Source organism: Mesorhizobium monacense, from assembly GCF_056781675.1.
The window spans coordinates 5510034-5536876 of record NZ_CM165567.1 but is presented as its reverse complement, the minus strand read 5'-3'; the positions used below and the strand labels follow the sequence as shown (position 1 = coordinate 5536876).

Genomic DNA, 26843 nt, shown 5'->3' with positions numbered 1-26843 from the left:
GCTAAGATGGCACGTGCAGTCACCACCCAGCACAAGACGATCGCGACCGCGGCCGCATGGATCGTCGCGCTGCTGATCTTCTTCCCGATCCTTTACACGATCATCACCTCGTTCAAGTCTGAGCAGGAGGCGATCCAGGGCTTTGCCCTGATCCCGTCCGGGACCATCGAGAGCTATTCCGAGGTCCAGGCGCAGAGCGGCTACTTCAAGTTCTTCCTGAACTCGGTGCTTCTCTCGGTCGGCTCGACCATCCTCGCTCTGCTCGTCGCCATACCGGCGGCGTGGTCGATGGCCTTCTCGCCGACCAAGCGGACCAAGGACATCCTGATGTGGATGCTCTCGACCAAGATGATGCCGGCGGTCGCCGTGCTGTTCCCGATCTACCTGATCTTCCGCGACTCGGGCCTGCTCGACAGCCGCGCCGGCCTGATGGTCATGCTGATGCTGATCAACCTGCCGATCGTGGTCTGGATGCTCTACACCTACTTCCGCGAGATCCCCGGCGAGATCCTCGAAGCAGCGCGCATGGACGGCGCCTCGCTGTGGAACGAGATCGTCTATGTGCTGACGCCGATGGCGGTGCCAGGCATCGCCTCGACCATGCTGCTCAACATAATCCTGGCCTGGAACGAGGCATTCTGGACGATCCGGCTGACCACCACCGAAGCCGCACCGCTGACCGCCTTCATCAGCTCCTTCTCCAGCCCGCAAGGCCTGTTCTGGGCCAAGCTATCGGCGGCCTCGACGCTGGCGATCGCGCCGATCCTGATCATGGGCTGGTTCAGCCAGAAGCAGCTGGTGCGCGGCCTGACATTTGGCGCGGTGAAATAACAACGCCGCAGGCGGACGACGGACACCAATCCCCCGGGAGGAAACCATGGGAAACATCACGCTCAAGAACGTCTCCAAGTCCTTTGGGTCGACGTCCATCATCCCCGGCCTCGACCTGGTCATCGAGAATGGCGAGTTCGTCGTCTTTGTCGGCCCGTCCGGCTGCGGCAAGTCCACGCTGCTGCGGCTGATCGCCGGCCTGGAGGACACCAGCGGCGGCACCATCAACATCGATGGCCGCGACGTGACCGGCGAGGCGCCGGCCAAGCGCAAGCTGGCCATGGTGTTCCAGTCCTACGCGCTCTACCCGCACATGACGGTGGCCAAGAACATCGCCTTCCCGCTCAAGATGGCGGGCGAGGACCAGGCGACCATCGACAAGAAGGTCAAGGACGCGGCGCGAATCTTGAACCTCACCAACTATCTCGAACGCCGGCCCGGCCAGCTCTCCGGCGGCCAGCGCCAGCGTGTCGCCATCGGCCGCGCTATCGTGCGCCAGCCTTCGGCCTTCCTGTTCGACGAGCCGCTCTCCAACCTCGACGCGGCACTGCGCGGCACCATGCGCCTCGAGATCAGCGAACTGCACCACCAGCTCAAGACGACGATGATCTACGTCACCCACGATCAGGTCGAAGCCATGACCATGGCCGACAAGATCGTCGTGCTCAATGCCGGCAATATCGAGCAGGTCGGCTCGCCGATGGAGCTCTACAAGACGCCCAGGAACCTGTTCGTCGCCGGCTTCATCGGCTCGCCGAAGATGAACCTGATCGAAGGCGCGTCCGCCGCCAAACATGGCGCCAAGACGATCGGCATTCGTCCCGAGCACCTGCAGATCTCGACCACGGCTGGCGAGTGGAAAGCGACCGTCGGCGTTGCCGAGCATCTCGGCTCCGACACCTTCCTGCACGTCCAGGCCGACGGTGTCGGCCCGCTGACGGTACGCGCCGACGGCGAGCTCGCCGCCCATCACGGCGACACCATCCACCTGACCCCGGACAAGGCCAAGCTGCATCGCTTCGGCCCCGACGGGAAGGCGATGTAAGCATGCGCCTGGCCGGCAAATCGGCGCTGATCACCGGGTCGGCGCGCGGCATCGGCAAGGCCTTCGCCGAAGCCTATGCGCGCGAGGGCGCGACGGTGGGGATTGCCGACATCAACCTAGAAGCCGCCGAGAAGACGGCTTCGGAGATCGGTGGGAAAGCCTATGCGGTCAAGCTCGACGTCAGCGATCTCGCGTCGATCGAGGCAGCGGTTAAGGCGGTCGAGACCAGAGCAGGCGGGCTCGACATATTGGTCAACAACGCCGCCCTGTTCGACCTGGCGCCGATCGTCGAGATCACCAAGGCGAGCTACGAAAAGCTGTTTTCGGTCAATGTCGCCGGCACGCTGTTCATGCTGCAGGCAGCCGCCCGCTCGATGATCGCGCGCGGCAAGGGCGGCAAGATCATCAACATGGCGAGCCAGGCCGGGCGGCGTGGCGAACCGCTAGTCGCCGTCTATTGCGCCACCAAGGCCGCCGTCATCTCGCTCACCCAGTCGGCGGGGCTCGACCTCATCAAGCACCGCATCAACGTCAATGGCATCGCGCCGGGCGTCGTCGACAGCGACATGTGGGATGATGTCGATGCGCTGTTCGCCAAATACGAGAACCGGCCGAAGGGCGAGAAGAAGAGACTGGTCGGCGAGAGCGTGCCTTACGGCCGCATGGGCAAAGCGGAAGACCTGACCGGCATGGCCGTGTTCCTGGCCAGCGAGGACGCCGAATACATCGTCGCCCAGACCTACAATGTCGACGGCGGACAGTGGATGAGTTGAGGGGGGCGAAGGCGCTCTTCTCCCCGTACCTCCGCGGGGAGAAGACGCCGGGATCGCGAAAGCCGGGTTCGGCCAAAGGGTAAAAGCAGATGACCGTGAAACTCTCGTCTTCCATTCTCACCAAGCTTCCCCCGGAGGTCGCCGGCCCGAAATACGATCGCTCGGCACTCAAGGCCGGCATCGTGCATTTCGGCGTCGGCAACTTCCATCGCTCGCACCAGGCAGTCTATCTCGACGATCTGTTCAATGCGGGCCTTGGCCACGACTGGGCGCTGGTCGGCGCCGGCGTCTTCGAGGGCGAGAAGGTCGGCCGCGGCAAGCTGCAGGAACAAGACTGGCTGACCACCGTGGTCGAGCAGGACTCGGGCCATATGAGCGCCCGCGTCACCGGCGTCATGATCGACTTTCTAATGCCGGGCGATGCGGCCGGTATCATCGAGCGGCTTGCCGATCCGGCGATCAGGATCGTTTCGCTGACCATCACCGAAGGCGGCTATTTCATCGACCCGGCCTCCGGCGTGTTCAACCCGACCCATCCCGATATCGTTGCCGATGCGCAGGCAGGGGCGACGCCGAAGACCGTTTTCGGCCTGATCCTCGCCGGCCTGATGCGTCGCCGCAGCGACGGTGTCGTGCCTTTTACCGTCATGTCCTGCGACAACATCCCACACAACGGCCACGTCACCTCCGACGGCGTCATCGGCCTTGCCCGCCTGATCGACGAGGACCTCGCCAATTGGGTCAGCGACAACGTCGCCTTTCCGAACGGCATGGTCGACCGTATCACGCCGGCCACCACCGACCGCGAGCGTGGCATCCTGGCCAGCGATTTCGGTTTGGAGGACAATTGGCCGGTGTTCTGCGAACCGTTCAAGCAGTGGGTCCTTGAGGATCATTTCACCGACGGCCGCCCACCGCTGGAAAAAGTCGGCGTGCAGTTCGTCAAGGATGTCGCGCCCTACGAGCTGATGAAGATCCGCATTCTCAATGGCGGTCATGCGACGATCGCCTATCCGGCCGGACTGATGGACATTCATTTCGTGCATGAGGCGATGCAGGAGCCGCTGGTGCGCGGCTTCCTCGCCAAGCTTGCGCGCGACGAGATCATCCCGACCGTGCCGCCGGTGCCGGACACTGTACTGGAAGACTATTATCAGCTCATCGAGCGCCGTTTCTCCAACCCGAAAATCGGCGACACCATCCGCCGGCTCTGCCTCGACGGCTCCAACCGCCAGCCGAAATTCATCATCCCGGCCATCGCCGACCGGCTGAAGGCGGGAAAGAGCGTCGCTGGGTTGGCGCTGGAATCGGCGCTCTGGTGCCGCTACTGCTTCGGCACGACCGACAGCGGCGCCGTCATCGAGCCCAACGACCCGAACTGGGACCGGCTGCAGGCGGCGTCGCGGACCGCTAAGGATGCGCCATCCGCCTGGCTTGCCATGGAGGACATCTATGGCGATGTCGGCCGCTCGCCGGTCTTCGCCGCAGCGTTCGCGCATGCGCTCAAAGTCTTATGGGCGAGCGGCGCGCGCACGACGCTGACGCGCTATCTCGCCGGCCAGCTCTGACGCCGGTTGGACGCATCGAATGACGCCCGAACTGGTCATCTTCGACTGTGACGGCGTCCTGGTCGACAGCGAGGCGCTCTCCGTCTCGGCGCTGCTCGGCATGATCGCGCTTGCCGGCGGCGCCGTCAGCGAGGATCAGGCCTACGAGCATTTCCTCGGCAAGAGTATGAAGAGCGTCCGCGAGATCCTCGGCCGCGACTTCGGGCTCGACATCACCGACCAGCAACTGACCGCGATGCGCGTTGAACTGATGCGCCGGTTCCGCGAGGAGCTGCAACCGATTCCTGGCATCAAGGACGTGCTGCCGAAGCTTGGCGTGCCATTCTGCGTCGCTTCCTCCGGCACGCTCGAGCGCATCAGCTATGCGCTGGACGTCACCGGATTGCTCGGCCTCCTGCAGCCGCATCTGTTCAGCGCCACAATGGTGGCTAGAGGCAAGCCGTCGCCGGACCTTTTCCTCCACGCGGCCGCCAGCATGCGCGCCCATCCGCGCAAATGCCTCGTCATCGAGGACAGCCCGGCCGGCATTGCGGCAGCGCGGGCGGCTGGCATGCGCGTCTTTGCCTTCACCGGCGGCTCGCATGCCGGCAACCCGGCATTGAAAGCGCGGCTTGCGTCGAGTGAACCGGACTTTATATTCGCTGACATGCTGCAATTGCCCGATCTGATTGCAGGCCTGGGAGCGAGAGTAAAAGCATCTTGACCAACAGTTTCGTTTGCGCGGTCGATGTCGGCACCGGGAGCGCCCGTGCGGGCATTCTCGACACCAAGGGTACCTTGCTTGGCCGCGCCGATCACCCGATCGCCATGAACCAGCCCAGGGCCGATCACGCCGAGCATGATTCGCAGGATATCTGGTCGGCGGTGTGCGTCGCCGTGCGCGCCGCCCGGCAAAAGGCGGGCGTGGCGGCGGGCGACATTGTCGGCATCTCCTTCGATGCCACCTGTTCGCTCGTGGTGCGCGACAGGCAAGGTGGCCAGCTCAGTGTGTCGGTGACCGGGGAGCGGCGCTGGGACACCATCGTCTGGCTCGACCATCGCGCCATCGCCGAGGCCGATGAATGCACGGAAAGCGGCCATGTGGTGCTCGATTATATTGGTGGCGTCATGTCGCCGGAGATGGCGACGCCGAAGCTCATGTGGCTGAAGCGCTATTTGCCGGGGACATGGAATGAAGCCGGCTCGCTATTCGACCTCACGGATTTCCTGACCTGGAAGGCGACCGGATCGCTGGCGCGCTCGCAATGCACACTGACCGCCAAATGGACCTATCTGGCGCATGAAAAAACCGGTTGGAGGCGCGATTTCTTCGAGACGGTCGGTCTTGGTGATCTTTTCGAGCATGGCAATTTGCCTGAGAAGGCCAGTCCGGTCGGCGCCGACATCGGCCCGCTCAGCGCCGAAGCGGCGGCGGAGCTTGGCCTGACGGAGAAATGCCGGGTCGGTGCCGGCGTCATCGATGCCTATGCCGGCGCGCTCGGCGTGCTTGGCGGCTTTGCCGGCGACGACAGCAATATCAGCCGCCATCTGGCGCTGATCGCCGGCACCTCCTCCTGCGTCATGGCGATGTCGCCCGATCCGCAACCCTTCGCCGGCGTCTGGGGGCCATACTATGGCGCGGCACTGCCAAAACTCTGGCTGTCGGAAGGCGGCCAGTCGGCAACCGGTGCGCTGCTTGACCATATCATCCGCTGGCACGGGGCCGGTGGCGAGCCTGATGCCGCCATGCACGCAAAGATCGCGCGCCGCGTCGCTGAATTGCGCGCCACCGAGGGTGAGGCTCTTGCGGCGAGGCTGCATGTGCTGCCGGATTTCCACGGCAACCGCTCACCATTGGCCGACCCGCACGCCGTCGGCGTCGTCAGCGGCCTGACGCTCGATTCCTCCTTCGACAGCCTGTGCAAGCTCTATTGGCGCACCGCTGTCGGCATCGCGCTCGGCGTGCGCCACGTGCTGGAAGCGCTGAACGAGAACGGCTATTTGATCGATACGCTGCACGTCACTGGCGGCCACACCAAGAACCCGCTTTTGATGGAGCTCTATGCCGACGCCACCGGCTGCACGGTGGTCGAACCGCTGGCCGACGAGGCGGTGCTCCTCGGTACCGGCATGGTTGCCGCCACCGCCGCCGGGCTTTTCCCCGACCTCAACGCCGCCTGCGTCGCCATGCAGCAGGGCGGCAGGAAACGCGCCGCCAACCCGGCCGCAGGCACCCGCTTCGACCGCGACTACCGCATCTTTCTCGAGATGCACCGTCAGCGGCAGGCGCTCGACGCCATCGGCTAGAGCAATTCCAGGAAAAGTGTGAAACGGTTTTCCGTCCGGAATTGCGTCAAACAAACAGATAGAGCGGTTCTGCGTTTCCGTGAAACGGAAAACCGCTGTAGGCAAGCTCTGGCTCAATAGCTGCCCGCTCCTCCTCCCTTGCCTTCATGTCGCATTTCGTTCAATAGACGGCGCAAACGCTGCGAAACCGAAGGTTTTGCCGTTTGACGTGCGGCTTCCGGGCAGGGTCCCGACGCGCCGCAATCGGAAAGAGCAGGACAATGTCTGCGATCGAAGCCGACGCTTGCGCGCCGGAAAATCTTTGGCGTCAGGAAATCAGGGCGACGCTGGCGCTCGCCTGGCCGATGGTGCTGACCAATCTCGGCCAGACCGCGATGACTGCCACCGACGTCATGATGATGGGCCGGCTTGGGCCGGATACGCTGGCCAGCGGCGCGCTCGGCGCCAACCTCTATTTCATGCCGTTGATCTTCGGCCTCGGCCTGATGCTGGCAACCTCGCCGATGATGGCGACCGAGCTCGGCCGCCGCGGCTATTCAGTGCGCGATCTGCGCCGCACCGTGCGGCAAGGGCTGTGGCTGGCGATCCTGATCTCGGTCCCGATCTGGATTTTCCTCTGGCACGGCGAGGCAATTCTGCTGGCCATGGGCCAGGAACCAGCGCTGGCGCACCAGGCCGGCGTCTATTTGCGCTGGCTGGAATGGGCGGTGCTGCCTTTCTACGGCTATATCGTGCTGCGCTCCTTCATCTCGGCGCTGGAGCGGCCGGGCTGGGCGCTGATCATCGTCTTCGTCGCCGTCGTCTGCAACGTCTTCTTCAACTGGGTGTTCATGTTCGGCAATCTCGGTGTCACCTCGATGGGCATTGCCGGCTCCGGTCTCGCCACGACGCTCTCCAGTATGCTGATGTTTTGCGGCATGGTGGCGGTGGTGATGCTGGAGAAGAAGTTCCGCCGCTACCAGCTTTTCGGTCGCTTCTGGCGCGCCGACTGGCCGCGCTTCAAGGGCCTGCTGCGGCTCGGCATGCCGATCGCCGGCCTCCTCGCCTTCGAGGTGACGATCTTCAACGCGGCGGCGCTGCTGATGGGCCTGATCGATGCGGATTCGCTGGCAGCACACGCCATCGCCATCCAGATCGCCTCGATCTCCTTCATGGTGCCGCTCGGCCTCAACCAGGCCGTCACGGTACGGGTCGGCCTTGCCCATGGTGCGGGCAATCCGGAAGGGGTTTCCCGCGCCGGCTGGACCGCCTTCGTCATCGGCGTCTCGTTCATGGCGCTGACGGGCCTCGTGATGATCCTGTGGCCGCATCTGCTGATCAGCGCCTTCATCGATCTAGGCAATCCGGCCAATGCCAGGGTGATCGCGCTTGCCGTGTCTTTCCTTGCGTTTGCGGCACTGTTCCAGATCTTCGACGGCGCGCAGGCGGTGGCCGCCGGCATGCTGCGCGGCCTGCACGACACCAAGGTGCCGATGATCTATGCCGCGATCGGCTATTGGGGTCTCGGCCTGCCGCTCGGCGTGCTGCTCGCCTTCCATTTCGGCTTCAACGGCGTCGGCATCTGGATCGGCCTGTCGTCGGGGCTGGCCGTTGTGGCCGCAATGCTTCTGGCACGCTGGCTACGGCGCGACCGCATCGCGCCGTCGCTCGCCTTCGGGCATTGAAAAACAAAGCGGCCGCCGGACAGGTTCCGGCGGCTGTTTTCGCGAGTCCGCTCAGTTGCCGTCCGACGACATCGCGCCGAGCAGCCTGCGGATATCGCCGAACCGGGCGATGGCACCGAACACAAGTGCGGCCACCGCGACGAAGAACACCGACACCGAGGCCATGGTCGGCGTATAGCCGTAGCGCAGCGCGTTGAAGATCTTGATCGGCAGCGTCTCGGTGGTGAAGCCGATCGTCATGTAGGCGACGATATATTCGTTGAGCGACAGCACGAAGGCGAATGCATAGCCCGAGACGAGGTAGGGCAGGATCAGCGGCAGCACCACCGTCTTCAGCACTGTGCGGTCGTCGGCGCCCATGGTGGCGGCGGCTTCGACGAGCGAGCGGTCGATCGAGGCAAAGCCCAGCGACAGCGTCACCAGCGGCAGCGTCACGAAGAAGATCGCATGGCTGATGATGGCGGTGAAGAACTGGCCGAAGAGCCCGACCGTTGCCCAGAAGCTGAGGAAGCCGAGCGCCGTGATGACAGGCGGCAGGATGAAAGGCGCGAGTCCCAGCACCTGGAAGATGTTCGCCCAGGGCGCGATGCGCCGCCACAGGAACCAGGCCAGCGGCAACGCGACAGCGACGGCAATTGCGGCAGAACAGAGGGCAAGCGTCACCGAATGGATCAGCGCCAGCCGCCATTCCGGGTCGGTGAAGATCTGTCCGTACCACGCCAGCGAGAAGCCGACCGGCGGGAAAGCCAGATCTTGCTTCTCGTTGACCGAGACGCCGGCGACGACGATGAGCGGCGCCGCCAGGAACAGCGCGACGATGGCGAAATAGAAGCGGCGAAGCCAGGTCTCGGTCATAGCGCGTTCTCCTTGCGTCCGACGAGCAGCGTCATTCCAACCAGCGCCAGCGAGATCAGCACCAGGAACACCGCCATCGCCGCGGCAAAAGGCATGTTGGATTGGTAGATCGCCTGGTCGGTGATCAGCACCGACAGCGTCCAATGCTGCGGCCGTCCCAGGATCTGTGGCAACAGATAGGAACCGAGCGCAAAGACGAAGACCATGATCAGCGTCGCCACGATGGTGTTTCGGAGCGCCGGCGCCACGACGTTGAAGAAGGCCCGAACCGGCGAGGCGCCGAGCGTGCGCGCCGCCTCGAGCAGTGTCGGGTCGAGACGCACGAGGGCGGGGTAGAGCACCAGTATGGTGTAAGGCAGCGCCTGGTAGACCATGCCGGTCAGCACCGCGCCGAAGGTCGGCAGCAGCGCCACCGGCTTGTCCATCAGCCCGATCGCCACGAACAGGTTGGTGATGCCCGCGGTGCGCGAAAACAGCATCGACCAGGCAAAGCCGATGATGACTTCCGACAGCGATAGCACCGACAACAGCCCGACCAGCCACAGCGTCTGCACGCGGCGCGGCCGCCGGGTCAAAAGATAGGTGAAGGGAAAGGCGATGGCGACGCAGCAGACGGCGACCAGCACCGCCAGCATCAGCGAAAAGCCGAGCACGCCGCCGAAGAACACCGACAGGAAGCGTGCGTAATTATCCAACACGAAATCCGGCGTGTAGAAGCCGGACGGATTGCGCTTGAAGAAGCTCACCGCGATCATCGTCGAGAACGGCACGACGAAGAAGATGATGAGCATCAGCGCCGGAAAGAACAGCGGCGTGTAGTCGGCTACCGACTTTGGAGCTTGGCGTCTCATGAGCCGAGCACCACGCAGCTTTCAGGCGGCAGCGTGACGCCGACCTTGGCGCCAACTGGCACGTCGTGCCGCTCGCGCGGCGTCGTCACGGCGATGATGCTGGTGCCGCCGACCTCGACGAAGGTCTCGATGGTGCCGCCGAGATCGCGCACGAAACTCACCTCGCCGGTGATCGCCGATCCGCCGGGAGCGCCCAGATGCACGTCCTCGGGACGGATCGACACCGAGGCCTTGGTTTGCCCCGCCGGCATGGTAAGGCCGGGAATAGCGGTGCCGAGGATGGTGGTTCGACCGGCGCTGTCGGCTTCCGCCGGCAACAAATTGGTGATGCCGATGAAGTCGGCGACGAAGGCGTCGGCCGGCTTGCGGTAGATCTCGATCGGCGGCGCTGCCTGCAGGATCTTGCCATGGCCCATGACGACGACGAGGTCGGCCATGGTCATCGCTTCGCGCTGGTCGTGGGTGACGACGATGGTGGTGATGCCGAGCCGCTGCTGCAGTTGGCGCAGTTCCACCTGCATGGCCTCGCGCAATTTGGCGTCGAGCGCCGAGAGCGGCTCGTCGAGCAGGAACAGTTTCGGCGACAGCGCGAGCGCGCGGGCGATCGCCACGCGCTGGCGCTGGCCGCCCGACAGTTTCGCCACCGGGCGATCGGCAAAGCCGGGCAGGTGGATCAGGCTCAGCAACTCGTCGACGCGTTTCTTCTGCTCGTCCTTGGAGGCGCCGCGAATGCGCAGCGCGTAAGCGATGTTGTCGCCGACGGAAAGATGCGGGAACAGCGCCAGCGACTGGAACACCATGCCGAGATTGCGCCTGTGCGTCGGCAGCGGCGTGATGTCCTCGCCATCGAGCACGATGGCGCCGCTGGTCGGCTCCTCCAGCCCGGCAATCATGCGCAGCAGCGTGGTCTTGCCGCAACCCGATGGCCCGAGCAGGCAGACGAAAGTGCCGTGCGGCACGTTGAGCTGGACGTTGTCGACGGCGGCGAAGCTGCCGAATTTCTTGGTGATGGCGTTGATGTTCAATCCGGACATGACTCACCCCTCTCAGGCATTGCACTGCAAGGGCCGCCGGAGGCTATCCGGCGGCCGGTCAGGTTAATGCAGGTCGGCTTAGCCGACGATCAGCTCGGTCCACTTCTGGTTGATCCAGTCGGCCTTCGACGTATAGAGGTCGTAGCGCGGGATGATCGGCTCGATGTCCGACGACACCGCGGCGAACTCTTCCGGCTTGAGGTCGAGCACCTCCTTCTTGAGCGTCGGCGTCGTGCCGACCTTGCGCGACATGAGGCCCTGCATCGAGGGTTGGCTCATATAGTCGATGAAGGCATGCGCCTCATCGACCTTGGTCGAGGCCCGCGACAGCACCCAGTTGCCGGAATCCTGGATGCCGCCTTCCTTCGGGAAGGTCGAGCGGACATGGAAGCCGTCGGCGGCCGCGAGCCCGGTGACATCGTGATAATACTGGCCCATCGGGATCTCGCCCGACTTCAAGGCCTGCTCGAACTGCGCCTCGTCGCGGTACCAGAGGCGGACATTCGGCTTGACCTCGGCGAGCTTCTCGAACGCCTTGTTCAGTCCGTCCTCGGTGTCGAGCGCGTTGGTGCCGCCCATGAAGGTCTTGGCGGTCACTTCGAGCAGGAACGAGTTGGAGGCAAGCGCCAGCAGCCCGAGCTTGTCTTCGTTGGCCTTGTCCCACAGTGCGGCCCACGATGTCGGCGCGTCCTTGTAGACGTCGGTGTTGGTGACCAGCGTGATCCACCAGGCAACGGCGCCGATGCCGGCGACGCGGCCATCCGGATACTTGCTGACGAAGCGGGGCAGCAGGTCGTTATAGTGCTTGAACTTCGACGTATCGAGCGGCGTCCACAATTCGGTCGACTGGCCCTTTATCGTTGAGGCCTGCGACATCATCGAAAGGTCGGCCGGTGCCTGGCCGGCCTTGGCCGCCTGTTCGAGCTGCACCAACCAGGCCTCGCCGGTCGGCTCGGCGACCGACTCCACCACGATGCCGGTTGCCTTGGTGAAGTCGGGAAAGACGTGCTCGTCGAAGGATTTCTTGAAGTAGCCGCCATAGACGCCGACCTTCAGCGACTTGTCCTGCGCCCGCAGGATCGACGGCATGGCGAGCATGCCGGCCGTTGCGAGGCCGGCGCCAAGCACGCCGCGTCGTGTCAGGGATTTTCCAATCAGTCTGTTCATCTCGTTTCTCCTCGGTTGATGCCGGCTAACCGGCGGGTTCCCTTCACACACTGTTTCGCCGCCTGGCGTCAGTGGGCCGCCGCTCGTTGTTCGAGTGTGCGGGCATATTGCGTCAGTGGAAAGCACATGACGAAGAAGATCAGCGCCACTAGCCCGTAGACCTTGAACGGCTCGAAGGTGGCGTTGTTGATGGCGTTCGACGTCCTGACCAGTTCCTCGAAGCCGATGATCGAGGTCAGCGCCGTCGATTTGATCAATTGCACCAGGAAGCCGACGGTCGGCGCGCGGGTGATCGAGAACGCCTGCGGCAGGATGATCAACCTCAGCTCCTGCAAATAGTGCAGGCCCAGGCTGGCGCCGGCATCCCACTGTCCCTGCGGCAGCGCAGCGACGCCGCTGCGCCAGATCTCGGCCAGATAGGCGCTGGCGAAGAAGGTGAGGCCGAGCACCGCCGCCGTCCACGGCTCGATGCGCAGGCCGAGCATCGGCAGGCCGAAGAACATCAGGAACAGCTGCATCAGGAGCGGCGTTCCCTGGAACAGCGCGATGTAGCCGGAAGCAATCCGCCGGCTCCATTTGTTCTTGGCGATCCTGAAGAACAGCACGATTAGGCCAACCAGCCCACCGCCGACGAAGGCCGCCAGCGACAAAAGCACTGTCCAGCGGGCGGCGAGCACCAGGTTGCGCAGAATATCCCAGAAGGTGAATTCGATCATGACACACCGGCTCCCAGAACGCGGCGTCCGCCTGACACCAGCAGCCGGCGCAGGCCCATCGACAGCGCCAGATAGACCATCGTCACCACGAAATAGGTTTCGAAGGCGCGGAAGGTGCGGGCCTGCAGCATGTCTGCCTCGTAGGTCAATTCCCGCACGGCGATCTGCGACACGACGGCGGATTCCAGCATCATGATGACGACCTGGCTGGTCAGCGCCGGGTAGATCACCTTGAGCGCCTGCGGCAGCACGATCTTGACGAACACCTGGCGCGGCCTGAGCCCGAGCGCCAGCGCTGCTTCCGTCTGTCCGCGCGGCACCGCGTCGAGCCCGGCGCCGACGATTTCGATCGTGTAGGCCGCCATGTTGAGCGTCATCGCTAGCATGGCGGCCAGGATCGGATCGAGCCTGATGCCGAGGCTGGGCAGGCCGAAGAAGATGAAGAAGAGCTGCACCAGGAACGGCGTGTTGCGCATCACCTCGACATAGACGCCGATCGCCCGCTTCAGCAGCAGCGGGCCGTTTCGCCGGCCGGCCGCGCCCAGGATGCTGAGCAGCGTTCCCACGAACGTGGTCACGACGATCAACAGGATCGTCGTGGCCGCGCCGCGCGCGATCGCGCCCACAGCACCCGCAAGCCAGCCGAAGTCGAGGCTGTAGCCCATGACGATAGGTCCCGTCCGGAATTGCGTAAAAACAAATACTTAGAGCGGGTCGGCGATTCATCAGAAGCTGAACCGCTCTAGGTATCAACGACTCGGGGTTCAATCCTTGAGGTTGTCGGGATTGAGCGGCGTCTTCAGCCAGGCCTTCGAGCTCTCATCCAGCTTGCCGTTGGCCAGCATCTTGGCGACCGCGTCGTTGACCGCCTGCTTCAGCCGGTCCTCGTTCTTGTTGAGGCCGATATGCGAGGGCGAGGTCAGCAATTGGAACTTCTGCTCCGGCTGCAGCGCGTCCTGCTTGGCCAGCACCTGGGCGCCGACGTCGTTGCCGACCACCATCAGCTGGGTCTGGCCGGAGATGAAGGCCTGGATGACGGCGTTGTAGTTGTCGAAGCGGCGGATGTCGGACGAAGCGGGCGCCGCCTCGGTCAGCGAGGTGTCCTCCAGCGTGCCGCGATTGACGGCGATCGACTTGTCGGCGAGATCTTCCTTGCCTTTGACCGCAAGGGCTGCCGGGCCGATGACGGCGATGTAGTATGGCGCGTAGGCAGCGGCGAAATCGATCACCTGCTCGCGCTCCTTGGAGTAGCCGACACTCATCAAAATATCGACGCGCTTGTCGGTCAGATACGGGATGCGGTTCTGGCCGGTGACGCTGACCAGGTTGAGCTTCACCTTCAGGGAATCGGCGATGGCCTGCGCCACGTCGATGTCATAGCCCTTGATGCTCATGTCGGCGCTGGCCGAGGAGAAGGGCGGGAAGTCGGAGAAGATGCCGACATTGATCGCGCCGGCCTTGGCGATGTCGTCGACCGCATCAGCATTGGCCTGCGTGGTGAAACCAAAGCCGGTCGCGCCGAGCATCAGCGCGGCGGCAATGGATGATTTGAGCTTCATGTGAAAAGTCATTGTCGTTCCCCTGCTGGAAGCTTGTTTGTTTGAGGTCGGCCGCCGGCTCCAGCGCGGCGGCCGCCTTCGATTTGTCAGTTCGTCAGGATCCCTTGCTGGTGATCGCCGGGCTGAACACCATCAGGCTCAGTATCTCGAACAGAATCTGAGCGCCGACATGAGCGGTGTTGGTGGTCGCGTCATATTGCGGCGCCACCTCGACGACGTCGCCGCCGACGATGTTGAGACCCTTGAGGCCGCGCAGCAGTTCGAGCACCTCGCGCGTTGTCAGTCCGCCGATCTCCGGCGTGCCGGTGCCCGGCGCGAAGGCCGGATCGACGCTGTCGACGTCGAAGGAGATGTAGGTCGGACCGTCGCCGACAATCTTGCGCGCCTTCTCGATGATGGCGGGGATGCCGAGGCCGGTCACCTCTTCGGCATGCACCACGGTCATGCCGGATTCGTAGCTGAACTCCCACAGATACTCGGCCGCGCCGCGGATGCCGATCTGGATGGTGCGCGACGGGTCGAGCACACCGTACAGCACTGCGTTGCGGAACGGCCCGCCATGATGGAACTTGGTCAGGTCGAACAGGCCGCTGGTGTCGCAGTGGGCGTCGATATGGATCATGCCGACCGGCGCCTTCTTGCCGACCGCCTTCAGGATCGGATGGCTGATCGAATGGTCGCCGCCGACTGAAAGCGGGATCACGCCGGCATCGACGATCTGGTTGGTGCGGCGCTCGATGTCGTCATGGCTGGCCTCCAGCCGGTAGCGGCTCTGGAACGGTACGTCGCCGATGTCGGCGACCCGAAGCTCATGCGTCGGCGCGCATTCCAGTACATGGTTGTAAGGGCCGATGCGTTCGATGGCGCGCAGCGCCCTTGGCCCGAAGCGTGAGCCCGGCCGGTTGGTGACGCCGAGATCCATCGGCACGCCGATGATCGCCACCTGCAAGTCGCCGAAGTCCGGATTGTCGGCGGCAATTTCGCGATAGGGTGCTGCAAGGAAGGTCGGGATGCCGGAATAGGGCGCCAGCCTTGTGCCGCTCTTGGAGAAGATCTTGTCGGCGACCTTGCGGAATTTCGGGTCGAACATCTCGCCGCCATGGCCCTCGCCATATTTGCGACGCAACGCTTCGAGCTTGCCGCGATCATAACCCATGTCGGTCTCCTCCTGTCTGAATGATGACTCGAAAGGCCTTGGCGACGCTTGGCGAACTGACCACCATCCGGCCGGACCGCTGTCCCGCTCTGGCTGCCTTCGAATTTCACGTCTTGATGCTGCTCTGGTTCAAAGTGTCCGGCAGCTGGATTGAAAAATCAATTGATATTGTTAGTGTGATTACTGTGAGAAAATCTCACAATCAATTTGGCGCGCGATCTTGTCCGAAAACCGGCCTCGGGATCGTGCTTAGCGAGTGCCGATGGCCAAGCGTCTGCCCCCGTTGAATCCGCTGCGCGCCTTCGAGGCGACGGCGCGCCACGCCTCGCTGACCAAGGCGGCGACCGAGCTTAATGTCACCCACGGCGCCATCAGCCACCAGATCAAGGCGCTCGAGCAATCGCTCGGCGTCAAGCTGTTCGAGCGCGCCGGCCAGCGGGTGAAGCTCACGCCGCATGGTGCCGAACTCTTGCCGGCGGTGTCGACCGCCTTCGACGGCATCGCCGCCGCCACCCAGCGCATGACCAGGCCGGCCAGCGCCGGCACGCTCTCGGTCTCCTGCGTGCCGGCGCTGCTGCTCTTGTGGATGGCGCCCCGGCTCGGCAGCTTCATGTCGCAATATCCCGATATCAGGCTGACGCTCGTCCCGTCCAACGACCCCAGGGACATCCGCGCGCCGCACATCGATGTCTGCGTGCATTATGGCGACGGCAGCTGGAGCGACTGCTGGATGCGCAAATGGTCGGGCCTGGAGCTGTTCCCGGTGGTCAGCCCGACGCTGATCAACAACCGTCCGATCCGCACCGTCCGCGATCTCGCCGACCATGTCTTCCTGCACGGCGATGACGGCCGCGAATGGCACACCTGGCTGGCCGCCGCCGATGGGCTCGATCTGGAGCGCGGCCGCCGCCACCATCTCGGCGATGCCCGCACCGCGACTGAGGCGGCGGTGCACGGCCATGGCGTGGCGCTAGGCGATTCCGTGACGGCAAGCACGCTGCTCGCCAGGGGCCTGCTGGTCGCGCCGTTCAGCCTGTCGGTGCCGGCGGTTGATGATTTCTACGTCGTCTGCCGCAACGAGATGCGCTCGGCGCCGATCGTGCAGCTGTTCATCGACTGGCTGTTTGCCGAGAAGGAGCAGGCTGACGGCCGCGCCGACGCGCCGGTGGCCGGCCGCATCGGCATCCGCAGGAAGCGCCCGGCACTGCGCGTTATCGGCGCCAAGACCGCCTCCTGAGCTGGACTCGAGCCGGTTCTTTTTGTCGGACCAGCCTGGAAAGCGGGCAGCGCTTTCAAAAATTCAATGCTAAGAGGCAATTGCAGGGAGCGAGCAGCGAGGCGACGGCAAGACATGGCAAAGACCGATATTGCGCGGCGTGTCTACAACCACACCTGGAAGCTCGACCCGATCGTCCGCAGCCTGCTCGACACCGATTTCTACAAGCTTTTGATGCTGCAGATGATCTGGGGCATGTATCCCAAGGTCGACACCACCTTCTCGCTGATCAATCGCACCACCTCGGTGCGTCTTGCCGAGGAGATCGACGAAGGTGAACTACGCGACCAGCTCGACCATGCCCGCACCTTGCGCTTCTCCAAGAAGGAGATGATCTGGCTGGGCGGCAACAATTTCTATGGCCGCAAGCAGATCTTCGAACCGGAATTCCTCGCCTGGCTGGAAGACTTCCAGCTGCCCGAATACGAGCTGTCCAGGCGCGACGGCCAGTATGAGCTGAGCTTCAGCGGCCCTTGGATGTACACGACGCTGTGGGAGATCCCGGCGCTCGCCATCATCAACGAAATGCGCTCGCGCGCCGCCATGCGCGCTTTCGGCCCCTTCGCGCTCGACGTGCTTTATGCCCGCGCCAAGGCCAAGATGTGGGCCAAGACCGAGCGGCTGAAGGCCTTGCCGGGCATCCGCATCTCCGACTTCGGCACGCGCCGCCGCCATTCCTTCTTGTGGCAGCGCTGGTGCGTCGAGGCACTCAAGGAAGGCATCGGCGAGGCCTTCACCGGCACCTCCAACGTGCTTTTAGCCATGGACAACGACCTCGAGGCGCTGGGTACCAACGCGCACGAACTGCCGATGGTGTTTGCAGCGCTTGCCAATTCGGAAAAGGAATTGAAACAGTCGCCCTACAAGGTGCTGCAGGACTGGCAGCGCTATTATGGCGGCAATCTGTTGATCGTGCTGCCCGACGCCTTCGGCACCGCATCCTTCCTGCGCGATGCGCCGGATTGGGTCGCCGACTGGACCGGCTTCCGCCCCGACAGCGCGCCGCCGATCGAAGGCGGCGAGAAGATCATTTCCTGGTGGCGCGAAAGGGGCAAGGATCCGAGGCAGAAGCTGCTGATCTTCTCCGACGGGCTCGAGGTCGAGACCATCGAGGAGACCTACCGCCACTTCAAGGGCAAGGTGCGCATGTCCTTCGGCTGGGGCACCAATTTGACCAATGATTTCGAAGGCTGCGCGCCAACGGAGACCAACAGCCTCGATGCGATATCGCTTGTCTGCAAGGTCACCGAGGCGAATGGCCGCCCGGCGGTCAAGCTGTCGGACAATCCGGCCAAGGCGACCGGCGATCTGAAGGAGATCGAGCGGTATCTCAGGATTTTCGGGGCGAAGGATCGCGTGGAGCAGCTGGTCAAGGTGTGAGGGTGACAAGAAGGCGCTCTTGGAAAGCATGAGTTCCGTCGCGCCCCCCTCTGTCCTGCCGGACATCGCCCCCACAAGGGGGGAGATTGCGCTCGCATCTCCGCCTTCGCCAATCTTCGGCGCTGCAAGGGAAGAGCCGGCGGCGAAACCGCCAATCTCCCCCCAAGTGGGGGAGATGTCCGGCAGGACAGAGGGGGGCGCCGTAGAACGCCGTCGTCGCAAGTTAGCCCTTCTCACGCCTGCCCTGGCAATGCTTCCCACCCCCGCCCTCGCGCACGCCTCCGATCTCGGCCACGTCCTCCTTCTCCCGACCGGCTACTATATCGCCGGCGGTGCCTTGGCTGTCGCCGCAAGCTTCCTCGTCCTGGCGCTACTGCCGCCCGCCGCCCTCGACCGCTTCTGGCTCCAACGCTTGCCGCTTTTCACGCCAAGTGATACCGCCCGCACCATCGTCAGCCTGATCTCCTTTGCCGGCTTCGCAAGCCTCATCATCGCAGGCCTGTTCGGCAGCCGCGACCCTCTCTCCAACCCTCTGCCCCTCGTCATCTGGACACTGACGTGGGTGGGCTTGGCCATGTTGCAGGGGCTGCTCGGCGATCTCTGGTCGTGGCTCAATCCCTGGTATGGGCCATTGCGCATCATCAGTCGCCTGATCGGGCGCGAAGACGAGGCGCAAGAGGCGCGGCTGCTAACATGGCTCGGCAGCTGGCCGGCCGTCATCCTGTTCTGCGCCTTCGCCTGGTTCGAATTGATCGACCCGGCGCCAGACGATCCGGCACGCCTGGCCTTTGCCGCCGGCCTCTACTGGCTGCTGACCTTCATCGCCATGCTGGTCTTCGGCTATCGCGGCTGGAGCCAACGCGGCGAGTTCCTCACGGTCTTCTTCGCCATGGTGGCGCGTTTCGCCCTCCTTGAGCGCAATGAAGTCGAGCACGATGGAGATGGGGGCGATGAAGACGGGCTGCTCAATCTCTGCTGGCCAGGCGCCAAGCTGCTGGCGGCCGAACCGCTGCCACCCAGCGGCGTCGCCTTCCTGCTGTTGGCGCTGTCATCGGTCTCTTTCGACGGCCTGTCCAAAACCTTCTTCTGGCTCGGCCTGTTCGGCATCAATCCGCTCGAATATCCGGGCCGCACGGCGCTGATCGGCATCGGCAGTTTCGGCCTCGTGCTGACATTCGTGCTGCTGGCAGCGGCATTCATGCTGGCCGTCATCCTCGGCCGATACCTCGCCGGCAGCCGGCATTCCCTCGGCGAGGCGGCGGGTCTGTTGGTCTGGTCGATCGTGCCGATCGCGCTCGCCTATCATATCGCGCATTATCTGACGGCACTGCTGGTCGACGGCCAGTATGCGATTGCCGCCCTTTCCGACCCTTTCGCGCTTGGCTGGAACCTGTTCGGCACCGCCGACATGCAGATTGAAGCCGGCGTCGTTGCCGGCGCCGACTCGGCCTGGTGGCTGTGGAATCTGCAGGCCGGCATTATCATCGCCGGCCATATGCTGGCCGTGCTCGTTGCTCACGGTCTCGCCTGGCGGCTGCACCCGGTTCCGTCGCGTGCCGCACTCAGCCAATTGCCGCTCACCGTGCTGATGATCGCCTATACCGTCTTCGGCCTTTGGTTGCTTGCCACGCCGACCGCGGGATGAGACAAGGCGACCAACATCCCTTTGGGGAAAGCTCGCTTGCCACGCCGGGGCTTTGGTGATTTAGTTTGTACACATGCAATTTTTCGTCCTCTGACGGAGGATGGATGCGCCGCCTTATCGCTGGTCAAGACTGAAAAACAGGGGAACGGACATGGCTGACAAGAACGGATTTTTCGACCTCTCCAAGACCACTCTTTCTCGCCGCACCGCGCTGAAGGGCCTTGCCGCCGGCGCCGGCCTTGCTGTTGCACCGGGCTTCGTACGCTACAGCCAAGCGCAGAGCTCGGCACCGGTCAAGATCGGCTTCCAGTCGCACCGCACCGGCATCGGCGCCGCCTATGGCCGCTGGTATGAGAAGACCACCGCAGCCGCGGTCAAGGCCATCAACGATGCCGGTGGCATCAATGGCCGTCCTGTCGAAGTCATTATCGAGGACGACGGCACCGACCCCGCCCGTGGCGCCGAGGTGGTCGGCAAGTTCGCCACCCAGCACAAGACCGACATCGTCTTTGGCACGCTGTTCTCGCATGTCGTCATCGGCTCGGCACCGGCCGCCGGCGAGGCCAAGATCCCGTATTTCGTCGTCAGCGAAGGCCATCACGTCGCTTCGACCAAGCTCAACCGCTACGTCTTCCAGCCGGGCATCACCGATGTGAAGAGCCAGATCCAGTCGATGGCGCCGTGGATCGCCGCCAATGCCGGCAAGAAGGTGACGCAGATATTCCCGGATTTCGCCTTCGGCTACGACCACCGCGACTACCTGCCGCCGGCGCTGAAGGCTCAAGGCGCGGATGTCATCGCCCAGATCGCCATCCCGCCGACGGAATCCTCCTTCACCAAATATTTTCCGCAGATTCCGGCCGAAACCGAGGTGATCTATCACGTCATGGTCGGCCCGGCGGTGCTCACCTTCGTCAAGGAGCTCGGCGAGTTCTACGGCTCCAACCGGCCGCAACTGTTTGGCTTCATGGATTCGCTGGAAGCCACCGACATCAACAGCCCCGGGCTGGAATTCCTCGACGGCAGCCATTTCTGGGAAGGCTCGCCGCGCTATGCGCAGCCGGATGATTCCGCCGCGCAGAAGGCCTACCGCGCCGCCGTCGGCATCGACGACAATGGTGCGGCTGTCGGCGACCCCAAGGATGTCTCCACCGCCTCGCACATGTTCGGCTGCTGGGAAACGCTCTACGTCGTCAAGAAGGCGATGGAAGATGCCGGCTACAAAGGGCCGGAAGACCGCGCCAAGCTGGTCGAGGCGACCGAGGCGCTGACCGAGTTCGCCGAGGGCCCGGAGCACCCGCAGGGGCCAAAAACCTTCAACGGCAAGATCCACCAGTGCTTTGGCATCCAGAACATCTCCAAGGTCGAAGGCGGCAAGCTCAAGGTCGTCCACAAGACCAAGATCGAGGACGGCCTCTACGAACCGGAAGGGGATTATACGACGCAGGCGCTGTGAGGCGCCTCACCCTCCCCCTTGTGGGGAGGTCGGCACACGAGCTTCGCGGTCGCGGACCTCGTGAGACGGGTGGGGGTCGCGACGGCCCGTGCCCCACCCCCCACCCGACCGCTGCGCGGTCACCCTCCCCACAAGGGGAGGGTAAAGGGCGCCCTGCATGCACTTTGGACCCCATCTCCTACTCGCCGCCCTCGAAGGCCTCGTCACCTCCGCCGTGCTGGCGTTGACGGCGCTTGGCCTGTCGCTGGTTTTCGGCGTCATGCGCGTCGTCAACGTCGCCCATGGCGAGTTCTTCATGCTGGGCGCGGTGCTGGCCTGGGCGATTTCGACGGCGATTTCGGGTCACCCGGCGCTCGGCTTCCTGGCAGCTCTTGTGCTGGCGCCATTGATCGTTGGCGCCATTGCGCTCGTCGCCGAGCGGCTGGTGCTGCGCCGGCTCAATTACAATCCCGAAGCCACCATCGTCGCCACCATCGGCATGCTCTACATCATCCAGCAGCTGGCACTGACCTTCTACGGTCCGGAAGCGCGCCCGGTGGAGCCGCCTTTCAGCTACCGCATCCTTCTGCCGTGGTTCGGCTATTCCGGCTACAAGCTGTCGGTCATCGCGGCCTCGGCGCTTCTGCTCGTCGCAACGTGGCTGGTGCTGACACGCACGAAGATCGGCCTTGTCATGCGCGCCACCCAGTATGACAGCGAGACGGCGCAAGCCTTCGGCATCCCGGTCGACCGCGTCTATGGCGGCGTCTTCGCGCTCGGCGCCATGCTGGCGGCCATCGCCGCGGTGCTGATCGTGCCGATCAGCCAGGCGCACTACCTGATGGGGCAGGACCCGCTGCTGCTATCCTTCATCGTCGTCATCATCGGCGGCCTTGGCTCGCTGCGCGGCACCGTCGTCGCCGCCGTGCTGATCGGCCTGTCGGACGGCATCATCTCGGTGTTCTTCTCGCCGACGCTGGCCAAGATCATCGCCACTTTCCTGGTCGCCATGGTGCTGGTGTTCCGGCCGCACGGCCTGTTCGGGACGGCGTCGCGATGACCGAAGCTTCGCCGGCAAAGCCCTATGCGCTGCATCTCGGCGCCATCGCCCTGCTCTTTGCGTTCAGCTTCGTCCTGCCGGACTATCACCACGGCCTGCTCGCCCGTATCATGGTGCTGGCGGTCTTCGCCATGGGCTACAACATGCTGTTCGGCTATGTCGGGCTGCTCAGCCTCGGCCACGCCATGTTCTTTTCCGCCGGGCTCTATGGCGCCGGGCTAACCGTCTATCATCTCGGATGGAACGTGCCGGCCGCCTTCGCCGCCGGCCTTGCCTGCGGCGCGCTGCTGGCGCTGGTGATCGGTGTGCTGGCGCTGCGCACCACGGGCGTCGCCTTCATGATCGTCACCATGATGTTCGCGCAGGTGTTCTATCTCGTCATCCTCTATTTCGCGTCATGGACCGGCGGCGACCAGGGTCTGGTCGTTCAGCAAGCGGCGCGTGTCCTTGTCCTCGGCTCAGCGTCGTTCGACCTGACCCACCCGACCGTGCGCTACATGAGCGCTCTGGCATTGTTTTCGATCGTGCTGCTCGTCACGCTTGCCATCGTTCGCTCCAGATACGGCCGCGTGCTGGTCGCCATCCGCGAGAACGAGGAGCGGACGAAGATGCTGGGCTACGACACCTTCTCCAACAAGCTCATCGCCGTCGTCGTCTCCGGCACCATCTGCGCGGCCTCGGGTGCGGCCTATGCGCTGCTGTTCGGCTATGTCGGCTCGAGCGTCGCTTCGGTGCAGTATTCCATCCTGCCGCTGCTCTGGGTGCTGCTCGGTGGCGCCGCCACCACTCTTGGTCCGTTGATCGGCACGCTGTTCATGTACTATATCATCGACATCGCCAGCGGCTTCACCTCGGCCTATCTGCTGATCGTCGGCATCGCGCTCATCCTGCTGGTTCTGTTCTTCCCGAAAGGCATTCTGGGCTCTATCCGCCAGCGCTGGCTTGGGTGGCTGCCATGATGCCGCTGCTGACGACCAAGGGCCTGTCGCGCAGTTTCGGTGGCCTGCGCGCGGTCGATGGCGTCGACTTCGCGCTGATGCCGGGCGAGATCCGCGCCGTCATCGGTCCCAACGGCGCCGGCAAGACCACCTTCGTCAGCCTGGTCAGCGGCCGCATCCAGCCCTCGTCAGGCATGATCGTCTTCGATGGCGCCGACATCACCAACCTGCCGGCCTACGCCAGGGTTCGGCTCGGCGTCGCCTACACCTTTCAGATCACCAGCGTCTTTGCCAACCTCTCCGCCTACGACAATGTCGCGCTGCCGGTGCAGCGCACGCTGACTGATGGCCGCTCGAAGGGCGCTGTCCGCACCGGCGTCATGGCGGCGCTCGAGCGCACCGGCCTCGCCGACCGCGCCCACATGCCGGCCGGGCAGCTCTCATATGGCCATCAGCGCCTGCTCGAAGTCGCGATGGGCCTGGCGCTGAAGCCGCGCCTGCTGATCCTCGATGAGCCGACGCAAGGCCTGGCCGACAGCGAGATCGACAATTTCATCGAACTCGTGCGCGAGATCGCCAAGAGCGCCACCGTGCTGCTGATCGAGCACAACATGCCGGTCGTCATGCAGCTTGCCGACCGCATCACCGTCTTCAACGCCGGCAGGATTCTCGCCGAGGGCTCGCCCGAGGCGATCCGCGAAAACGTCGAGGTACAGGAAGCTTATCTGGGGACGACCCCATGATCGAAACACCGCCTGAGGCCTTAACAATCTCCCGGCTCGACTGCTTCTACGGCGAAGTCCAGGTGCTCTACGGCCTCGATCTTGTGCTGAACAAGGGCGAGGTGCTGTGTCTGTTCGGCCGCAACGGCGCCGGCAAGACGACGACGCTGAAGGCGATCATGGGCCTGGTTCCGGCGAGCGCCGGTTCGATCAGGCTCGACGGCAAGGAATTGACCGGCCTGCCGGCGCATGAGGTGCCGAAGGCCGGCGTAGCCTATGTGCCGCAAGGCAGACGGCTGTTTGCCGAGATGACTGTAGCTGAAAACATCGAGATCGGCCTGATGGCGCGCGCCAAGGGCAAGGCGACGCGCGAGAACGTGCTTGACCTCTTCCCGCTGCTGCGCCAGCGGTTGAGACAACGCTCCGGCACTCTGTCGGGCGGCGAGCAGCAAATGCTGGCCATGGCCCGCGCGCTCTGTCTCGAACCGCAGGTGCTGTTGCTCGACGAGCCAACCGAAGGGCTGATGCCGTCGATGATCGCAAAGATCCGCGAGACGGTGGCGAAACTGCGTGAACGCGGGGTGTCGACCATCCTCGTCGAGCAGAGGGTCGATGCCGTGCTGTCGGTCGCCGACCGCGTCTGCTTCATCGAGAACGGCCGCAACCGCGAGACCGTCGATGTCGAGGAGCTGCGCGCGGACCCTTCCGCCGTGCGCCGCTATGTTGGCGTCGGCTGATCAGCCGAAGAACAGGAAGCCGGCGATCAAAAATGTCGGGATCAGCACCAACCCCGACCACGCCATATAGCCGAAGAAGCCCGGCATCTTGACACCACGATGTCTGGCGATGGCAAAGACCATGAAGTTCGGCGCATTGCCGATATAGGTGTTGGCGCCCATGAACACCGCGCCGACCGAGATCGCCGCCAGCGTGGAGGCAGCCTCCGTCATCAGATGCTGAGGATCGCCCCCGGCGAGTTCGAAGAACACCAGATAGGTCGGCGCATTGTCGAGGAAGGACGACAGCGCTCCGGTCAGCCAAAAATAGGCGAGGTCGTTCGGCTGGCCCGTGGGCGAGGTGACGAGCGCGACCAGCGGCGCCAAAGCGCCTTCGTGGCCGACCCTGAGTATGGCGATGACCGGCACGATGCAGATGAAGATGCCGGCAAACAGTTTTGCGACTTCGGCGATCGGCCCCCAGGTGAAGCCGTTCGCCTCGCGATGGCTCTTGTATGAGACACGAAGCGACAGGAAGGCCAGCGCCAGGATGATGGCGTCGCGCACCAGGTTTTGCAGCTCGAGCCCGATGCCAAGGATGGAAAGACTGATACCCGGCTTCCAACTGGCGGAAAGCAGGATCGCGCCGATCACGCCTGCCAGCAGCGGCAGATTGGCCAGGCCGCGCAGCCGCACTGTCGTATCCGGCGTCGGATCCTTGATCTTCGGCGCGCCGCCTTCGCGGCGGTGCAGGGCGAGGTCGATCGCCAGGAAGACGATCAGCACCAGGCCGCCGACAAACAGGGTCTCGCGCCAGAGATTCGTGGTCGTCCAGAAGAAATCGACGCCGCGCAGGAAGCCGACGAACAATGGCGGATCGCCAAGCGGCGTCAGCGAGCCGCCGATGTTGGAAACCAGGAAGATGAAGAAGATGACGACATGGGCGTTGAACGGCCGGTTGTCATTGGCGCGCAGGATCGGCCGGATCAGGATCATCGAGGCACCGGTCGTGCCGATGACCGAGGCGAGGATCGTACCGATCAGCAGCAGCCCGGTATTGACCAGTGGCGTGCCGTGGATATTGCCGGCAACGAGAATGCCGCCCGAAATCGTGAACAGCGCAAACAAAAGGATGATGAAGGACATGTATTCGCTGAGCAGCGTGTGCAGCACCGCTTCGCTCGCCGAAGGGATACCGAATACGATCGCCAGCGGCACCACCACCAGCGCTGCCCACAGCGCGGTGATCTTGCCGTAATGGTGCTCCCAGACATGGTGGAAGAGCAAAGGGCCGGTGGCGATCGACAGCAGCAGGCCGGCAAAGGGCAGCGCCCACCACAGCGACATCGTCGCGCCGGGCAATTCGTGGGCTTCCGCCGCGACGGCCATTCCCGGAAACAGGAGAATGGCGACGGTCAAGGTGCCCGCCGCCAAAACCGTAGGCAATTGTTTGAAGCCCCCCGGTGCCTCACGATCTAGTCCGAAGCCTGGTCTTCGAGCGTCACGCCGGCCTCGCGCATCCGCTTCAGCATCGCCTCGACGGAGCCGTTGAGGTCGATGCCGCGGCAGGCGTCGAGCCGCACCGTCGTCTTGAACCCTTGCTTGACCGCATCGAGCGCCGAAAAGGCGACGCAGAAGTCGGTCGCCAGGCCAACCAGGGTCACGGTGTCGATGCCGCGCTCGCGCAGATAGCCGGCGAGACCCGTCGGTGTCTCATGGTCGTTCTCGAAAAAGGCCGAATAGCTGTCGATTGCCGGGCGGTACCCCTTGCGGATCACCAGCTCGGCCTTGGTCCAGGCCAGACCCGAGTGGAAATCCGAACCGAGACTGCCCTGGATGCAATGGTCCGGCCACAATGTCTGCGGCCCATAGGGCATATCGATCATCGTGAAGGGCTGCGAGCCCGGATGGCTGGAGGCAAAGCTCGAATGGCCGGCCGGGTGCCAGTCCTGGGTCAGCACGACATGCTCGGTTCGCCGGATCAGATCGTTGACCAAAGGCACGATTTCGTCGCCGCCGGCCACGGCCAGCGCGCCGCCCGGACAGAAGTCGTTTTGCAGGTCGATGACAACAAGCGCTTCGTCGGCCATGGGGCCTCCTTCTTCTCTGTCTCGGCTCAGGCTCCACCGCCGACGCGACCGGACGCAGAAACTTGACCAGATGGCC

Annotated in this window: 25 protein-coding genes; 15 read left to right on the top strand and 10 right to left on the bottom strand. The window is 64.0% G+C overall.

From position 1 onward, the window contains the following. The first annotated feature begins 6 nt into the window (after positions 1–6). The 7 genes from AC1RUK_RS26410 (at position 7) to AC1RUK_RS26380 (ending at position 8167) form a co-directional block, all read left to right on the top strand. Positions 7–831, top strand: coding sequence for a carbohydrate ABC transporter permease (locus AC1RUK_RS26410; RefSeq protein ID WP_120011784.1), 825 nt, complete (start codon positions 7–9; stop codon positions 829–831). 46 nt (positions 832–877) lie between these two features. Then, complete coding sequence (locus AC1RUK_RS26405; protein WP_481838292.1) at positions 878–1876, top strand: ABC transporter ATP-binding protein; 999 nt, start codon at positions 878–880, stop codon at positions 1874–1876. Positions 1877–1878: 2 nt separating this feature from the next. Further along, positions 1879–2649: an L-iditol 2-dehydrogenase gene (locus AC1RUK_RS26400; protein WP_481838293.1), complete on the top strand. Its 771-nt coding sequence runs from the start codon at positions 1879–1881 to the stop codon at positions 2647–2649. A gap of 89 nt (positions 2650–2738) precedes the next feature. Next, positions 2739–4217 (top strand): mannitol dehydrogenase family protein, encoded by a 1479-nt coding sequence (locus AC1RUK_RS26395; RefSeq protein WP_481838294.1) that lies wholly within the window; start codon positions 2739–2741, stop codon positions 4215–4217. Positions 4218–4236: 19 nt separating this feature from the next. Continuing rightward, a complete protein-coding gene (locus AC1RUK_RS26390; protein WP_481838295.1) occupies positions 4237–4920 on the top strand; it encodes an HAD family hydrolase in 684 nt (227 codons plus the stop codon). Then, positions 4917–6503 carry an FGGY-family carbohydrate kinase gene (locus AC1RUK_RS26385; protein WP_481838296.1) on the top strand — a complete coding sequence of 529 codons (1587 nt, stop codon included), beginning with the start codon at positions 4917–4919 and terminating at the stop codon, positions 6501–6503. Before AC1RUK_RS26390 ends, AC1RUK_RS26385 begins: the two co-directional genes overlap by 4 nt. A gap of 260 nt (positions 6504–6763) precedes the next feature. Further along, positions 6764–8167: an MATE family efflux transporter gene (locus AC1RUK_RS26380; RefSeq protein WP_481838297.1), complete on the top strand. Its 1404-nt coding sequence runs from the start codon at positions 6764–6766 to the stop codon at positions 8165–8167. Positions 8168–8218: 51 nt separating this feature from the next. Here the strand turns inward: AC1RUK_RS26380 and AC1RUK_RS26375 are convergent, their stop codons facing one another. The 8 genes from AC1RUK_RS26375 to speB form a co-directional block, all read right to left on the bottom strand. Beyond that, on the bottom strand, positions 8219–9022 hold the full coding sequence (locus tag AC1RUK_RS26375) for an ABC transporter permease (protein WP_436170311.1): 804 nt from the start codon (positions 9020–9022) through the stop codon (positions 8219–8221). Then, the gene (locus AC1RUK_RS26370; RefSeq protein WP_481838298.1) at positions 9019–9873 is read right to left on the bottom strand and encodes an ABC transporter permease; all 855 of its coding nucleotides are present in this window, start codon (positions 9871–9873) and stop codon (positions 9019–9021) included. Before AC1RUK_RS26370 ends, AC1RUK_RS26375 begins: the two co-directional genes overlap by 4 nt. Next, positions 9870–10907, bottom strand: a complete 1038-nt coding sequence (locus tag AC1RUK_RS26365) for an ABC transporter ATP-binding protein (protein WP_481838299.1) — start codon at positions 10905–10907, stop codon at positions 9870–9872. Before AC1RUK_RS26365 ends, AC1RUK_RS26370 begins: the two co-directional genes overlap by 4 nt. A 78-nt stretch (positions 10908–10985) precedes the next feature. After that, positions 10986–12074 carry an ABC transporter substrate-binding protein gene (locus AC1RUK_RS26360; RefSeq protein WP_436170314.1) on the bottom strand — a complete coding sequence of 363 codons (1089 nt, stop codon included), beginning with the start codon at positions 12072–12074 and terminating at the stop codon, positions 10986–10988. Between the two features lie 68 nt (positions 12075–12142). After that, positions 12143–12790 (bottom strand): amino acid ABC transporter permease, encoded by a 648-nt coding sequence (locus AC1RUK_RS26355; RefSeq protein ID WP_481838300.1) that lies wholly within the window; start codon positions 12788–12790, stop codon positions 12143–12145. After that, positions 12787–13455, bottom strand: a complete 669-nt coding sequence (locus AC1RUK_RS26350) for an amino acid ABC transporter permease (protein WP_192178242.1) — start codon at positions 13453–13455, stop codon at positions 12787–12789. The genes AC1RUK_RS26355 and AC1RUK_RS26350 overlap by 4 nt, the downstream gene beginning before the upstream one ends. Positions 13456–13554: 99 nt before the next feature. Then, complete coding sequence (locus AC1RUK_RS26345; RefSeq protein ID WP_481838301.1) at positions 13555–14361, bottom strand: transporter substrate-binding domain-containing protein; 807 nt, start codon at positions 14359–14361, stop codon at positions 13555–13557. 82 nt (positions 14362–14443) lie between these two features. Next, complete coding sequence (gene speB, locus AC1RUK_RS26340) at positions 14444–15505, bottom strand: agmatinase (RefSeq protein WP_481838302.1); 1062 nt, start codon at positions 15503–15505, stop codon at positions 14444–14446. A 262-nt stretch (positions 15506–15767) separates the two neighbouring features. On the opposite strand from speB, the gene gcvA reads away from it, so the two are divergent. The 8 genes from gcvA (at position 15768) to AC1RUK_RS26300 (ending at position 24698) form a co-directional block, all read left to right on the top strand. Beyond that, entirely contained in the window at positions 15768–16742 is a 975-nt protein-coding gene (gcvA, locus tag AC1RUK_RS26335; RefSeq protein ID WP_481838303.1) for a transcriptional regulator GcvA, read from the top strand. A gap of 114 nt (positions 16743–16856) precedes the next feature. Further along, positions 16857–18161: a nicotinate phosphoribosyltransferase gene (pncB, locus tag AC1RUK_RS26330; protein WP_436170320.1), complete on the top strand. Its 1305-nt coding sequence runs from the start codon at positions 16857–16859 to the stop codon at positions 18159–18161. 175 nt (positions 18162–18336) lie between these two features. Then, positions 18337–19806 (top strand): hypothetical protein, encoded by a 1470-nt coding sequence (locus tag AC1RUK_RS26325; RefSeq protein ID WP_481838304.1) that lies wholly within the window; start codon positions 18337–18339, stop codon positions 19804–19806. Between the two features lie 151 nt (positions 19807–19957). Then, the gene (locus AC1RUK_RS26320; RefSeq protein ID WP_481838305.1) at positions 19958–21262 is read left to right on the top strand and encodes an ABC transporter substrate-binding protein; all 1305 of its coding nucleotides are present in this window, start codon (positions 19958–19960) and stop codon (positions 21260–21262) included. 157 nt (positions 21263–21419) lie between these two features. Further along, positions 21420–22301 (top strand): branched-chain amino acid ABC transporter permease, encoded by an 882-nt coding sequence (locus AC1RUK_RS26315; RefSeq protein WP_436170323.1) that lies wholly within the window; start codon positions 21420–21422, stop codon positions 22299–22301. Beyond that, positions 22298–23260, top strand: a complete 963-nt coding sequence (locus AC1RUK_RS26310; protein ID WP_481838306.1) for a branched-chain amino acid ABC transporter permease — start codon at positions 22298–22300, stop codon at positions 23258–23260. Before AC1RUK_RS26315 ends, AC1RUK_RS26310 begins: the two co-directional genes overlap by 4 nt. Next, positions 23257–23982, top strand: coding sequence for an ABC transporter ATP-binding protein (locus AC1RUK_RS26305; RefSeq protein ID WP_481838307.1), 726 nt, complete (start codon positions 23257–23259; stop codon positions 23980–23982). The genes AC1RUK_RS26310 and AC1RUK_RS26305 overlap by 4 nt, the downstream gene beginning before the upstream one ends. Further along, a complete protein-coding gene (locus AC1RUK_RS26300; RefSeq protein ID WP_481838308.1) occupies positions 23979–24698 on the top strand; it encodes an ABC transporter ATP-binding protein in 720 nt (239 codons plus the stop codon). The genes AC1RUK_RS26305 and AC1RUK_RS26300 overlap by 4 nt, the downstream gene beginning before the upstream one ends. Here the strand turns inward: AC1RUK_RS26300 and AC1RUK_RS26295 are convergent, their stop codons facing one another. Both AC1RUK_RS26295 and pncA read right to left on the bottom strand, forming a co-directional pair. Beyond that, positions 24699–26066 carry a sodium:proton antiporter gene (locus tag AC1RUK_RS26295; protein WP_481839386.1) on the bottom strand — a complete coding sequence of 456 codons (1368 nt, stop codon included), beginning with the start codon at positions 26064–26066 and terminating at the stop codon, positions 24699–24701. An 86-nt stretch (positions 26067–26152) separates the two neighbouring features. Beyond that, positions 26153–26767, bottom strand: coding sequence for a bifunctional nicotinamidase/pyrazinamidase (gene pncA / locus AC1RUK_RS26290; protein ID WP_481838309.1), 615 nt, complete (start codon positions 26765–26767; stop codon positions 26153–26155). Positions 26768–26843 lie beyond the last annotated feature (76 nt).